Genomic DNA, 13,507 nt, shown 5'->3' with positions numbered 1-13,507 from the left:
GCGTCGGTAAGCGCGGGCCCTGCCGCCGTTGCCGCTCGAAGGACGGCGGCAGTCCGGTCCTCGGGACGGGGTCGGAACCCTGGCCGAAGGACCAATCGCTTGCCATGATCCGGTCATGAGCGACAGTGAGGACGCCGTCTACGAAGCACGCCACGGATTCGACCGCCGAACCTCGGGGGTCCTGGCCGTGGCGGTGCTGTTCAGCGCGGTGCTGCTGATGCCCGGGACCGGCACTCCCCTGGTCCTGCGCATCGCCGGCACGGTCCTGTTCGCGGGAGGAGGTCTCGTAATGGCCGCGGGCGCTCTGACGCGCAAAGTGGCGTTCCGCGTCGACGGAACGGGCGTACTTCTCGGCGGATCCCCCCTCCGCTACCGGTCCACCACCGTCCACATCCCGTGGGAGGACATCACGCAGGTGGTCCTGTGGCGGCAGCGCGTGCCGAACGCCTCGATCCCCTGGGTCGGCGTCCGCCGCCGTGACGGCGCGCCGTCGCTGCCCGGACCCGATCAGGGTTCCACCGCCCGGGCTCTGGGCGGAGCGCTGGTGCCCGTACCGGTCGAGGTGCTTCTGACCTCGCGTGCGGTCAGCGGCTGGCGGCTCGACAAGCGGCGCCTCACGGAGGCTGTCGCGCACTTCGCGCCAGGGGTGCCGATTCGCGACGGCCATTGAGTCAACGACTGTTTCCGGGCGGTGCTCGGGCCTCATGGGCGAGTTCCCGCGCACCTATGGCCGCCGCGGTCCTGGTGGCGGCGGTCTCATTGCCCGGGTCCGCGAGCGGGGCGCCGTCGCGCAACGTCGGGTGGCCGTCGACGTGCCGACCTGCGGACGGGGGTGGCGTAACAAGGAGGTCGCCGGTCCTCCGACGGCACCCTCGCGCCTACCCGCTCAGTCGCAGACGGGGTCCGTCCGGCTGCCCGCCGGGGTCAGGGCCTTCTCCCCCGCCGTGAGGCCGCGTCCCGCCACCGCGCACAGCTTCTCCAACCAGCGCTCGGGATCGAGTGCGAGGACGAAGCCGTCGGAGCCGTCGACCAGGCCCATGGACGCGCCGTCCTCGGTGAGGTCGGCGGTCGCGCCGTACCCGGGTGTGAAGTGGTAGCGCTCGGTGCCGCTGCCCAGGTCCCAGGTCGTGTACTCGTTCAGCGTGCTCTGGGTGCTCAGGGTGGACTCCGAGGAGAAGGCACCGAGCCATTGGACACCCCGGTACGTCAGCGGCTCGCGCCACTTCTGCTTGCCTTTCCGGTCCATGTCCCACACCCGTACGGCGCCGTCGTAGGTCAGCACCGCCAGGAGCCGTCCGGTCGGGTCGAAGGCCACCTGCTTGACGACGGCCGCCTCCTCGATGTCGATCGACTCGATCTCGCGGCCCTCCTCGAAGTCCCAGATCACGATGTCGATGTCCCCGGAGGGTGTGCGCACCGCCGCCTGCCCGTGTCCCGGGCGGGCCACCGCCCAGGTGCCGGCGGCCGCGATGGACACCTCGACCGGCTCCTGGGCCCTGGGCCGGTAGGGCGTGCCCACCGCCCGGCCGCGCGCCAGGTCCCAGCGCACGACGTACGAAAGGGCCGAGATCACCACATGGTCCGGGTCGTCGAAGGTCAGGGTGATCCAAGCCGGTGTGCGCCCGGAGCGCGGGTCCGGGCTCGTGGGGTCGATGCCGGGCGGTCGCGGCAGATCGATCGGGTCCTGTTCCTCCAGGGTGTTCACGCGGACCTCCCAGACCAGGACCGTGCGGCCGTCGGCCGCCGGCGTGAGGACCCGTGTGCCGTCGGGGCTGAACGTGCCGTACAGGGCGGCCAGCGGACGGGACGGCCGCACCGCCGCCAGCGCGCGGTGCGTCCGCAGGTCCCAAAGGCGCAGCCCGTTTCCGTCGGCGTCGACGCTGACGACGCGGTCGTGGTCGGCGTCCACGGTCCTGATCCGGGCGGTGAGCATCGCGCTGTCGAACGCGGACGGCACCGGAACTCGCGCCACCATCACCGTCGCCCCGATACCGACCGCGGCCCTGAGCTTGCCGGGCGGTCCGGTGAGCGCCACGGCGAGCGGCTGGGAGCTGCCGGTGAAGGAATCGTCCTCTTGCGCGGGCGCGGGCAGGTCGAGGGTCGCGGGGCGCCCTTGCGCCAGGTCGAGGACGAGGAAGCGGAACCTGCCGAGAGTGGCGCTGTAACGCTGCACCGGGTTGAGGAGGAAGCGGCCGGTCCGGTCCAGGCGCGGCGTGTACAGCGGGCAGACGAGGCCCAGTTGTCGCGTGCTGTACTGGTGGCGGACCTTCGGCGTACCGGTGAGGTCCCAGGACTGCAGGATCCCGTCGGGGGTGCACCGCACGAGCGTCCGGCCGTCGCCGCTGACCGTGACGGTGCCGGTCAGGTCCGTTCCCCAGGTCTCCGCGTCCAGGCGGCCGGTGCCGAGGTTCCAGCGGACCAGGCGGCCCTGGGCTCCTTCGGCCGCGCCTTCCTGGGTGATCCGGCCGATCACGGTCCCCTCCGGGCCGAACCACGCCTGGTCGGTCTGCCAGCCCTTCGGCGGGCGCAGTGTCTTGCCCACACGCCGGCCGCTCTCGGACTCCCAGACGAGGACGCCTTCGCCGGGCTGGGCGGCGAGCACCGTGCCCCCTGTGGCGTCGAAGCGGAGATCGGTGGCGGCGCGGGCGTTGGCCCGTACGGCGTCGCCGTCCCGCAGGACGACCGTGCGCCACTCGTCGCCTGCGTCCGGTCCGATTCCCAGGGACACCTTCCCGCTGACGGACGCCCGCGCGGAGATCCGCCCGTCGGGCGAGAGCGCGACGATCTTCGATCCCGTCGGCAGGCCCCGATCGCGTACCTCGTCCGTGCCGAGCGTCAGGCCGACGGCGTCACCGGAGGTCATGCCCACGTTGATCCGCCGGCCGTCCTCGCTCATCGCGACGTCGCGGACCGGGGCGTGGTCGTCCCACACCACGCGCTCCACGTGGCGGAGCCGTAGATACTGCCTGATCAGCGCGGTGCGCGCCGCCGGATCCTGAGCCGTCCGGTACGCCGCCGCCGAGAACAGGGCAGACGTCGCCACCGACACGTCGTCGAGCTGCTCGGCCTTCACGGCCAGTTGCTCGGACGCCGACCGCCGGAGCTGTCCGTCGAGCTGTGCGTTGCGCCGAAGGAAGAGCCCGGAGGCGACCAGCGCGAGCACCGTCAGAAGAGCGAGCCCGCCGATGAACCAGCGCTTCTGTCGTTGTCGCCGCCGCGCGAGTTGCTCCCGTGCCGAACGTCGATCAACGGAGCGCTCGATGAACCGGCGTTCCGCGTCGGTCAGTGCGGGACCGCGCTGCGCCACCCACTGCTCCGCCTCCGCCAGCGGCTCGTCCTCCAGCAGTTGTCCGCGCTCCACGTCGTGCCGCAGCTCCGCCCGCCAGGCCAGGAACCTGCGTTCTTCGCGCACCCGTTCCTCGAGCCTCTTCCAGGCGCCGATCAGCGCCTCGTGGGCGAGTTCGGCGGTGACCGCCTCACCGCCTCCGCCGCGCAGGACGAGGAGGCGCCGCTGGGCGAGCGCGGTCGCGATCCGCCAGCGCTCCTCGCCCGCGTCCTCCTGCCTCAGGGCGTTGCGTATCGGGGCGTCGCCGCCGGGCAGGAACCGGACGAGGTCGGTGAGCAGCCGCGTGGCCTCGGCCTCGTCGTCCTCGCGGACGCAGCTGCGCCAGGCGGTCTCGGCGTACTGGCCCAACGCGCCCCGTACGCCTCCCACTTCGCGGTAGGTGTCGAATCTGAGCCGGCCGCCGGCCTGCCCGTCCCACAGCTGCGCCATGACGAAGCCCAGCAGCGGCAGGGCGCCGGGGCCGTCGCCCGCGTCGTCCAGCATCCGCTCCACGAGCCCGTCGTCGTAGGTGACGGACGGTGTCAGCTCGAGGGGGCCGAGGATCACCTGCGCCAGCTGGTCGCGGGACATGGGGGCGAGCGGATACACGCTGCCGCGGCCGAGTGCCGGGCCGAGGCGGGGATGGCTGAGGGCTGCGTCCATGAAGTCGGACCTGAGCGTGATCAGCACCCGCAGGCCGTCGGACCGTCGCTCGGGGAACAGCAGCCCCACAGCCTCCCCGACCGCTTCGTCCGGTTCCGCGAGGAGTTCCTCGCCCTGGTCGAGCACGACGAGCAGCCGTTGCTCCGCGTTCCCGCTGGTGGTGCGCAGGACGTCCATGAGTCCGCGGTCCGCGAGGAGGTTCTCCACCGCCCGGACCTCCCGCGCTCTGGCGGCGCCGATCAGGGCGGGATGGACGACGGTCACGAGTTCGGAGGCGAGCGCCGCTCGCAGGGAGGAGTCCTCACCGGCGCGGACCACGACGACGGCGTGGCCCCGCTCCCGCATCCGCGGGACCACGCCCGCGCGTGCCAGGGAGGACTTGCCGCAGCCGGAGGGGCCGACGAGGGTGACACACGGGTCGGGCCCGGTGAGGAGCGCGGTGACCTTGGCGATGTCGCTCCGGCGGCCGAAGTGGACGTCCGAGTCGGCCTCCTGGAAGGTCGACAGGCCGCGGTAGGGGGTGGCGGGGCGCACCACGGGCGCCAGGTCGGGCAGTTCGCCGACGAGGGTGCGGGTGGGTATCAGGAAGCTCTGCCGCACCCCTCCGGGCTGGACCACGACGACCATCCCCGCGACGGCGCGCAGTTGCTCGTCCCAGACAGGGCTGCCGCTGAAGCCCTCCTCGACGGGCACGCCGTGCGGATCGGCCTGCGAGAGCTGGAGCCAGCCTTCGGCGGTGGCGCCGCGCAGCCGCCCGTAGTGCCAGACGCCGCCCGGGGAGCGCCAGGGGAACCCGGGCACGCGGACGTCGTGCCCCCAGACGCGCTCGGTGTCGGCCATGTGCACCGGGTGGGCGCCGGGTATCGGCGCGCGCAGCCGCAGGACCGCGATGTCGCCGGTCTGGTCGGGGCGTACGGGCACCCAGTGCTCGAGCTCGGCGGTGCCGGCGCCCGATGCGAAGGGCAGGTCGACATGGAGTTGGGTGCCGGGTGTCACGTCGTCCTCGCGGGGCCGGCCGAGAGCGTCGCTGACCACGTGCGCGCAGGTCAGCACGAGGTCGGGTGCGACGAGGAAACCGCCGCCCACGGGTTCCCCGTCGGGGCGTTTGACGCGGACCACGGCGGCCGCGAGTGCCTCCTCGGGGCTGCGGGACGCGGTGCCCGTCGCCGTCACCTCGGCCGTCACCGCAACCTCCGGTCCCCCGCGACCCCCTTTGGGTCAACTCCGTTACGGAGTATGCCCGTTGGCGTCTGGTCGGTCACCCCGGTTCCAGGTCAGCGTGACCGAGAAGTTGGCCGTCGTGGCGGTGCTGGCGATCACGACATCCGCCTCGGCGGACAGGGAGACGCCGAATTCGAGGGTCACCTCGTCAGGGGCGTGCGCCATCCCGCGGACGCGGCTCACGAAGCCCTCCGCCACGGGCCGCACGGTGTCCAGCATCTGCCCGAGGGACCGTTCGGCGCGCGCCACGGCGCGGCCGCCGCGACCGACCCGTACAGGACCGTCGTCCAGGTCGCGCACTTGGACCCGGATCACGTCGTCGCTGCCGTCGCCCAAGGGCACTTCCACGATGCGCACAGGACGTTCGGTCATGGCGGTCCTCCTTCGCTCTCGGGTCGCAGTGCGGTGATCCTAACGGCCGCAACGGAGCTTGCCACAGGGCGAGTTGGAGGTATGGAGGACGCATGCCGCGGCCGGGCCGGGCCGGCCTGCGGACCTCGACATCCCGCCCAGGAGGCGCGGCGGGGCTTTCTTCACGCCTTTTTTCATGTCTTGACAGAACGCGGACAAGGCTGTTTCGATCTGCTCGCGTCCCGAGGAGGGAGAGGGGGCGGATCCGTCCGAGGGATGGGGACCATGTACGACCCGCGCATCCCACCAGAAAGGAAGGACATCGTGAGACGTTCCCTCATCGGGGCAGCCGCAGCTCTCACCTTGGTCGTTCTCGCCGGCACGGAGTCCGCGGCCCCGGCCGCCGTACCGCACCACCACAGCTCCTCACTGGCGGGCACCTACTCCACGGGGGCCGACCACGCGTGGCAGGCGGCGCCGGCCGTGAGCCCGGAGGCCCCCGCCGACGCGACCGTCGTCGTCGACCCGAGCAGCCCGCGTCAGAAGTACTCGGGCATCGGGTTCTCCCTGGACGAGACGAGCGTGTCGAATCTGTGGAAGCTCACCCCCGCCAAGCGCGAGGAGGCCGTCCGGCTGCTCGTCGACCCGAGGACGGGGGCGGGCCTGAACCGCTTCCGCCTCACGATCGGCAGCCCCGACCTCATCGAGCACCTGCCGTTCTGGTCGGAGGACGACCTGCCCGCCGGCGTCACCGAGGACTTCGGGCTGAAGCACTTCTCGATCCAACGGGACATCGACCTGCACATCGTCGACACGATCAAGCTGATCCAGCGCTACAACCCGAGGGCGACGTTCTTCGCGTCCGCGTGGAGCGCCCCAGCGTGGATGAAGACGAACAACCGCTTCACGGGCGAGGTCGCGCTCAAGCCGGGCAGCACGACGGACTACTACCAGGTCGGCAAGCTCCGGGACGACTGCATCGACGTCTTCGCCCGCTACTACGTCAAGTTCGTCCAGGCGTACGCACGGCACGGCATCCGCGTCGACGCGTTGACCCTGCTGAACGAGCCCGGCATGGACGTGGTCTACCCGGCGATGGACATCGATGTCGCCCAGCAGCAGAAGCTCGCCCTCGCGATCAAGAAGGCCCTGCACAAGGCCGACCTCAACACCGGGCTGTACGTCCACGACTTCAACTTCTGGGACTGGCGCGATCCGAACAGCACGGCGACGAAGAACTACCACCGCATCTTCGATGACGCCCCCGACGGCTCCGTGACCGGCAAGCAGGTCCTCAACGCGACGGACGCCGTGGCCTTCCACCCCTACTGGGGCGACCCGAAGGTGATGCGCGACGCGTTCGAGCAGACGGGCAAGCCGGTCCACATGACGGAGACCAGCGACCTGTCCGCGGCGACCATCCTGAACTACTTCCGCCTCGACGCGAGCTCGTACGTCCTGTGGGCGCAGGCCACCGACCAGGACGGCGGAACGCTGCACTGGACGCCGGCGCGGGACAACAACGTCGACTGGGACGAGATCGGCGCGACCACCAAGTGGCCCGACCGCCTGGTCAAGGTGAACACGGCGACCAGGGACTTCACCGTCCGCGACGAGCTGTACGCCATGGGGCAGTTCGCCAAGTACCTGACGCCCGGCGACGTCCGGCTGGAGTCGAGCACCACGGCGGACGGCGTGAGCAACGTCGTGTACCGGCACGGCTCCGACCGGTTCACGGCGGTCCTGGGCAACGCCAACAGCACGGACGCCACGGTGCGGGTGGTGCTGGCGGGCAGGTCGTTCGCGGTGAAGGTCCCGGCGAAGTCGTACGCCACGTACCAGTGGAAGCAGCACCTCCCCCGCACCACGCACAACAGGGCGCCGGTGGTGGCCCCCGTGCCGGAGGTGGTGGCGGACCAGTACGGCACGGTGCAGGTCCCCCTCAAGGCCACCGACCGCGACGGCGACCGGCTCGCGTTCTACGCGACGGACCTCCCGGACGGCGTCACGGTCGACCCGGCGACGGGAGTGGTGACGGTCAGCCCGACCGTGGCCGGGGAGCACGACGTGACCGTGGTCGTCACCGACGGCACGGCGCACGCGAAGGTCACCCTGCACGTGACCGTACGCCCGCACAGTGCACCGGTCGGGGTGCGGGTGGAGGCGGAGTCGTACGCGGCCCAGCACGGCTGGACGGCGGGCGGCGCCAACTTCATCGAGGCCAACCCCGCGGCGAGCGGCGGCGCGAACGTGGGCTGGACGGCGGCGGGCAACTGGCTGGACTACGCGGTCGACGTGCCGAAGGCCGGCACGTACGACCTGGAGCTGCGCGTGGCCACCGGCACGGGCGCCCCCGTCCCGGACGCCCTGACCTTCCACGACGCCGCCGGCACGACCCTGGCCACAGCTTCCGTCCCGAACACGGGCGGATGGTCCACCTACCAGTCCGTGCACGTACCGGTCAGCCTCGCGGCGGGCGACCAGACGGTCAGGCTCTTCTGCGAGACCGGCGGCTTCAACATCGACTACCTGCGCCTGTCGTAGCACCCCCGTCGGCCTGCCATAAATCCCCCGCAACAGGCGGGAAGTGACGGCAGGCCACCGCCGGACCGCGCAGCGCCGGTGGGAGCGTGGCTACATCTGGCAGTCGAGGAAAGGCCCAGGTCGGGGATGGATTCCCGACCTGGGCCTTGTGCCGTCCAGAGCAGTACAGCCGTCCGTACCCGTCCGCAGCGTCCTCGTCGTCCTTCGCGGTCAGCCGGTTACGGCGCTGGGGGCTGCTCGGCCTTCCCGTTCACCGCGTCCGGCGGTGCGGTGAACGGGCCGACCTGCCCTGGCTGGTACTCGCCATCAGGCCATGCAGCGGACGAACGCCTGCACAGTGCCTGAGGTCTTCGCCTCGTTCTGGAATGAGATCTGCCACTGCGTGGCGCTCATCGCACGGTTGTCCGTCACGTCGATGCTGGCGGAGGACACCTTCCAGCCACCGCTGATGGCATTGGTGCCCGTAGGGCAGGTGACAGTGACGGTCTTGCTTTGGCTGGCCTCGATCGACCCCACCGGACTGTTCACGGTGTCGGGGGACGAGGCGGTCACTTCCACAGCCAGCGCAGGGGACGCCAGGCTGAGAGCCAGCGCGGGGGCGGCGGCCAGGGCGAGGAGCTTGGTGCGGGTCATGGTTCGACCTCCCTTGAGTGGCTCGCGCATTCGGACGAATCGAACGCACGAGCCCAGACTGGGCGAGCCGGAAGGGACCCGCCATTCGATACCCCCATTGGGGTGATGGAATGCGTGCCCTTGTTTATTGATCGTGGTCGAGTGGGCTTGACGTCCGCCGGATGCCCTGCACACCGGCGCAGGCCGCGAAGCCCGCGGCTTCGGGGCAACGACCCCGGGGTCGGGATCGAAGCGGCCGTCCATAAGGACCCGCGGTTCGACCTCCTGGCGCCCCTCGTGCCGTACAGCACCCACTCCGAGGGATGGAGCCGAGACGCCGCGGCGTACAGCACCGGGCCTCTGGGGCGAAGTACCCCGAGGTCGCCACGGTGGCCGTCGGCTGTGTTCGCTGCGGTTCGCCCAGTTCGAAGGAGGAGCACTGGCGGGCGCTGGACCACGCGTGAGACGACGTGTACGCATGGGTGCGCTGCCCGGAATGCGGCTGGGAAGTAGGTGGCGAGGTCCCGTGGTGGGCGAGTCCTACTGTCCGTCGCCCGGGGGTCACGTCCAGCGCCGAGCCGCTCCCCGATGACGAGGCATTCGCCGTCGACCAGCTCCAGGACGTCGGGGCAGTTGTTGAATGCGGTCGACCCGTGCTCGGCGGGCGTCGATCCGATACGGCGCGGGGGACTCCTTGCAGTGACAGGATCGGTGCTATGGGCACCGATACGGATTGGGTGTACCGGGTCTTCGAGCCGCACGGCTCGGAGGGATGGCGCCCTTATGGCAGGGATTCCGAGCGGTGGCGGGGCACAATCACCGCCGACGATTCGAGCGAGGGCCCCCGATACGCCATCGCCCTCGTCGTTGCCGACCTAGTGACCGAGTGGAAGGTTCGCGGCCTTTCCAGGGCGAGGCACGTGCGCGTCCTCCTCTGGCGCGACGAGGAGGGAGATCTTGCGGACGCGGACATCATCGTGGATGTCCGGCCGGACATCCACGATGGGTGACCGGCGGGTGCCCGATTCACCGCGTCTGGACCGATCAAGGTCCATGGCGAACCTGCCCCCGAGGCCGCGTCGGCGGGGCCAAGTCGACCGACTGGTTGTTGAGAGACATCGCGAGGCCGGAGGGGGGAAGGCATCGCCGGCGCCCAGGTAGGCCAGATCTGTCGAGGCGGGGATGCCGAGGCGGGCGCAGGTGGCCACGATGCGATGGGTGCGGGCCGCGATCAGATCGTGGGTGCGTCCGGGCAGAGCGCGAGAGATCCACACGATCTCCCCTTACGGGTCGGTGATGACCTGGAGATTCACGGCGTGGCGGAGGTGCGTGCCAAAGTAGTCAGCGCGGCCGTCACCGGCCCGGTCGCACTCGGCGAGGGTGCCGTCCACCGGCACATACTCCGCATCGGCTGCGCGCAGGGCATGGGCCAGGCCGGGAGCACGGCGGGCAAGGAGACTGGTGACGGATCGGACATAGGCGTGGGCAGTGCCGGCGCCGATCCGGAAGCCGGCAGCGATCTGCGCGAGGGTTCGTGCTTGCGCAGGTACACCAGCACGACCAGGGCCCGCTGTGAGGGCCGGAGCTTGCAGCGGCGCCGCAGGGCGAGCCGGGTGTCGCAGTCGAAGGTGATCGCGTTGAGCTTCCCGCAGGATTTACCGAAAACCTATTGACACCCCACATAAGTGGTGCATCGTGGTTTATAGGCCATAACACCGAAAGAGTTGCAAAGTCGATGAGGACGTCCAGTCGGCGGAGTGACTTGGACAGGATGTGGTTTAGGCCCCCGGCAAGCCGGCGCGATACCGAGGCGACAGTGACGACTGAAGCTTCAGGACACGCGCAGATCTACCGGGGACTGTTTTGCCCTCGGAGCCTTCGCACGAGCCGAGCACCAGTGCGAGGGCTCTGGCACGTCCGCTCTCCCAGCGGGATCGAAGAGCAGCAGACGTAGCCCGTTCCTGCAGGCGAGACCTGTTTCATTGGAAGTCTGCCTACTCGATCAAGGCGCTCCCGCCACGCACAGCGCGGCGCGACGCCTCGGGCCGACGCTCCTCATGGGGACGTAAGCGTTGGGGACGGCCGACCCACGGTGAGCCGTATCCGCTCCTGAGGCACTGACCTCTCAAGACAGAGCCGAGCCCGTGCGCCGGTCGTCCCCGGCATTCGCCGGGGACGCGAGGCCCGGCGGGGCCCGGGCCCCGCTCTAGCCTTCGTCCCGCTCGCCCGGCCCCTCCGGGCCACGCCACCAGGAGCGTCGAAGTCGTTAGCGTCGTGGACCAGGACTGACGGTGGTCGTTGGCGTCGTGGACCAGGACTGACGGTGGTCGTCACCGACGGCACGACCCACGCGCACCCTGCACGTGACGGTGCGCCCGCACAGTGCGCCGGTCTGGATACGGGTCGAGGCGGAGTCGTACGGGGCCCAGCACGGCTGGACGGCGTGCGGCGCCAACTTCATCGAGGCCAACCCGGCAGCGAGCGGCGGCGCGAACGTAGGCTGGACAGCGCCGGGCAACTGGCTGGACTACGCGGTCGACGTCCCGCAGCCCGGTACGTACGACCTGGAGCTGCGCGTGGCCACCGGCAGCGGCGCCACCGTCCCGGACGCGCTGACCTTCCGCGACGCCGCCGGCACGTCCCTGGCCACAGCCACCGTCCCGAACACGGGCGGCTGGTCCACCTACCAGTCCGTCCACGTCCCGGTCACCCTGGCCGCGGGCGACCAGGTGGTCAGGCTCTTCTGCGAGACGGGCGGCTTCAACATCGACTACCTCCGCCTGTCGTAGCACCCCCGACGCCCGCCGTCACTCCCCGCCCACCGGCGTGGAGTGACGGCGGGCGTCCTACAGGGCGATCGGCCGTGCGCAGATGTTGGGGGCCGGTCAGGAACGGGGGATGCCCACGCCGTCGAAGCGCTGCATGAGGGCCGGCTTGCCCCGATGTGCGGCCCGCAGTTCCCCAGCCCGCCGGTCGAAGTCCGCGGTACCGCCGGTGCGGCCCTCGAGGTCGCGCAGATCCGCCAGAAGGGCGACGGCGGTGTCATAGGCGCCGGCCTTCTTCTGGGCGATCAGGCCGTCGACGTCGCGCCACGCCTGTTCGATGTTCTGAGCGAGTCGTTCAAGATGCGCCTCGCGTGCCTTCGCAGCGGCCCGCGCCCGGCTGTCCTCGGCCGCGACGCGGGCAGTGCGCTCGTGCTGACGGCGCTCGGTACGGCGGCGGCGCGCCGCGTCGAGGAGCTCGGCAGCGGAGCGCCGGACGGTTCCGCCGCGAGGGGCAGGGACTGCGGTGGCACGGTAACGGGCCAGGAGCCGGGGGCCGGGGGAAGGCGCGGTGCCCAGCGCGGCTTCGACCAGCAGCGCGTCCTTGTCGGCGGCGGGAAGGCTGGCGACGAAGGCCGCCAGGACCGAACGGTCCACGGCCTTCGCGGTGGCGGGCCCGCTCCTCTCGGCGGCGGCCGCCAGCAGGTCGGCGTCGACACCCAGGAAATCCGCCAAGGCCCGCTGCGAACCGGTGAGCGAGGCCAGTCCCGCGGGGACGGGCGGCTCAATGGTGCGGGCGTACTCATCCTCGTCGTCCTCGGCAAGCTCCCACACGGTGAGCCCGGCAAGCCATGCCACGTACAGCGGCCGCATGTCCCCTGCCGCAAGTTCGGCGCGCAGCCCCACGAACGCCGAGAGCTCGTAAGACGTATCGAACTCCCATTCAGTGCCGTCTTCCGAGGACACCGAGAAGTCGAGCAGTGTGTGCTCGGAACGAGTCCAGGTACTCAGCGACTCGTCCAGGGCGTACATGGAGGCCGTCTTTGCCGTGAGCGATCCGGCGGGCAGGCGCAGGACGAGGCGGCGGCTGCCCCAGTTCGCGTAGTACAGGTGGGCGTCGTAGAACTGCTCGACCAGCTTCGTCGTGTCACCGCGGAAGTCGCCCCACTGGTACTCGTTGACGAAACGGGTGGAGGTGATGTCCGCGCGAGTGGACAACGTCCGCACCTGGCTCATCTCGTCGGAGTCCAACGGTCGGTCAAGGGCGAGGAACTCGTAATATTGGTACTCGCTCACGTTGACGCAGCCTAGCCATCCCGGTCACGCAGAGCGTGGAACCAGCCGAACCATCCGTCCAAACGCCGCTCGCGCCGCTCGCGTTCCCGTTCGGCCTCCGCTTCGGCTTGCTCGGCCGCGGCGCGCTCGCGTTGCATGCGACAGCGCGGGCACTCGTCGCCACGGGCCGGGTCCGGGCCATCCTCCGGGTCGAACTTGCTGCCGCAAGTCGAGCAGGGCCGCAGTGAGGCGCGCCACCGCTGATGCTCGTCCTCCTCCCTACGCTCTTCATCCGCCCAAGCGGCCCGCTGGGCGGCGAGGTGTTGTTCCACTCGACGGTCGTAGGCACGGCGGTCGTCCGGGTTGTCCAACGCGTCAGTGAGCACTTGCGCTGAGCCGTGGCCGAAGCGCCACCAGATCTTCCCGCGGGGGCCGTGCTGTCGCAGCTGGTCGAGTGTGGTGGCCAGCACGGGCACCGCGCCTTCGTAGTCCCGGTAATCGTCAATCCTGCCGGTGCTCTCGATGAGGGGTCCGTAACAGCGCCTGCCCTGCCAGTGCTCACGCGAGAGGCGGGCGACTTCTTGTATGCGTGCTTGAAGGGCCTTGGGTCCGACCTGCTTGGTGAACACGAATGCCACTGGTGGGAATCCGTCGCGATCTGAACCGTTCCGGGTTCGGTGGGGACTCGATTGTTTGAGAGGATCGAGTCATGGCACGTCCTTCCCAGTACCCGCTTGAGCTGCGCCGTCGTGCG

The 13,507-nt window shown here is 70.5% G+C and carries 9 protein-coding genes and 1 pseudogene; 4 read left to right on the top strand and 6 right to left on the bottom strand.

Annotation, left to right across the window (positions count from 1 at the left end):
* Positions 1-115 precede the first annotated feature (115 nt).
* On the top strand, positions 116-670 hold the full coding sequence (locus ACFZAU_RS37245) for a hypothetical protein (protein ID WP_500555877.1): 555 nt from the start codon (positions 116-118) through the stop codon (positions 668-670).
* Between the two features lie 216 nt (positions 671-886).
* Here the strand turns inward: ACFZAU_RS37245 and ACFZAU_RS37240 are convergent, their stop codons facing one another.
* Both ACFZAU_RS37240 and ACFZAU_RS37235 read right to left on the bottom strand, forming a co-directional pair.
* The gene (locus tag ACFZAU_RS37240) at positions 887-5,173 is read right to left on the bottom strand and encodes an nSTAND1 domain-containing NTPase (protein WP_500555876.1); all 4,287 of its coding nucleotides are present in this window, start codon (positions 5,171-5,173) and stop codon (positions 887-889) included.
* A 42-nt stretch (positions 5,174-5,215) separates the two neighbouring features.
* The gene (locus ACFZAU_RS37235; protein ID WP_500555875.1) at positions 5,216-5,581 is read right to left on the bottom strand and encodes a CU044_2847 family protein; all 366 of its coding nucleotides are present in this window, start codon (positions 5,579-5,581) and stop codon (positions 5,216-5,218) included.
* Positions 5,582-5,884: 303 nt separating this feature from the next.
* On the opposite strand from ACFZAU_RS37235, the gene ACFZAU_RS37230 reads away from it, so the two are divergent.
* Positions 5,885-8,104, top strand: a complete 2,220-nt coding sequence (locus ACFZAU_RS37230; RefSeq protein ID WP_500555874.1) for a carbohydrate-binding protein — start codon at positions 5,885-5,887, stop codon at positions 8,102-8,104.
* A gap of 306 nt (positions 8,105-8,410) precedes the next feature.
* Here ACFZAU_RS37230 and ACFZAU_RS37225 read toward each other — a convergent pair whose 3' ends face one another.
* Positions 8,411-8,737 carry a hypothetical protein gene (locus ACFZAU_RS37225; protein ID WP_500555873.1) on the bottom strand — a complete coding sequence of 109 codons (327 nt, stop codon included), beginning with the start codon at positions 8,735-8,737 and terminating at the stop codon, positions 8,411-8,413.
* 695 nt (positions 8,738-9,432) lie between these two features.
* Between ACFZAU_RS37225 and ACFZAU_RS37220 the strand changes: the two genes are divergently transcribed.
* A complete protein-coding gene (locus tag ACFZAU_RS37220; RefSeq protein WP_500555872.1) occupies positions 9,433-9,726 on the top strand; it encodes a hypothetical protein in 294 nt (97 codons plus the stop codon).
* 135 nt (positions 9,727-9,861) lie between these two features.
* Here the strand turns inward: ACFZAU_RS37220 and ACFZAU_RS37215 are convergent.
* Positions 9,862-10,313, bottom strand: a pseudogene (locus ACFZAU_RS37215) (transposase); the annotation flags it as partial.
* Positions 10,314-11,085: 772 nt separating this feature from the next.
* On the opposite strand from ACFZAU_RS37215, the gene ACFZAU_RS37210 reads away from it, so the two are divergent.
* A complete protein-coding gene (locus tag ACFZAU_RS37210; RefSeq protein WP_500555871.1) occupies positions 11,086-11,505 on the top strand; it encodes a carbohydrate-binding protein in 420 nt (139 codons plus the stop codon).
* A 96-nt stretch (positions 11,506-11,601) separates the two neighbouring features.
* On the opposite strand, the gene ACFZAU_RS37205 is transcribed toward ACFZAU_RS37210, so the two are convergent.
* On the bottom strand, positions 11,602-12,774 hold the full coding sequence (locus ACFZAU_RS37205; protein ID WP_500555870.1) for a hypothetical protein: 1,173 nt from the start codon (positions 12,772-12,774) through the stop codon (positions 11,602-11,604).
* Positions 12,775-12,785: 11 nt separating this feature from the next.
* On the bottom strand, positions 12,786-13,382 hold the full coding sequence (locus ACFZAU_RS37200) for a hypothetical protein (protein ID WP_500555869.1): 597 nt from the start codon (positions 13,380-13,382) through the stop codon (positions 12,786-12,788).
* Positions 13,383-13,507: the final 125 nt, after the last annotated feature.

The organism is Streptomyces sp. NPDC008238, from assembly GCF_042956445.1.
Lineage (GTDB): Bacteria > Actinomycetota > Actinomycetes > Streptomycetales > Streptomycetaceae > Actinacidiphila.
This window is presented reverse-complemented; position numbering and strand designations above follow the sequence as displayed.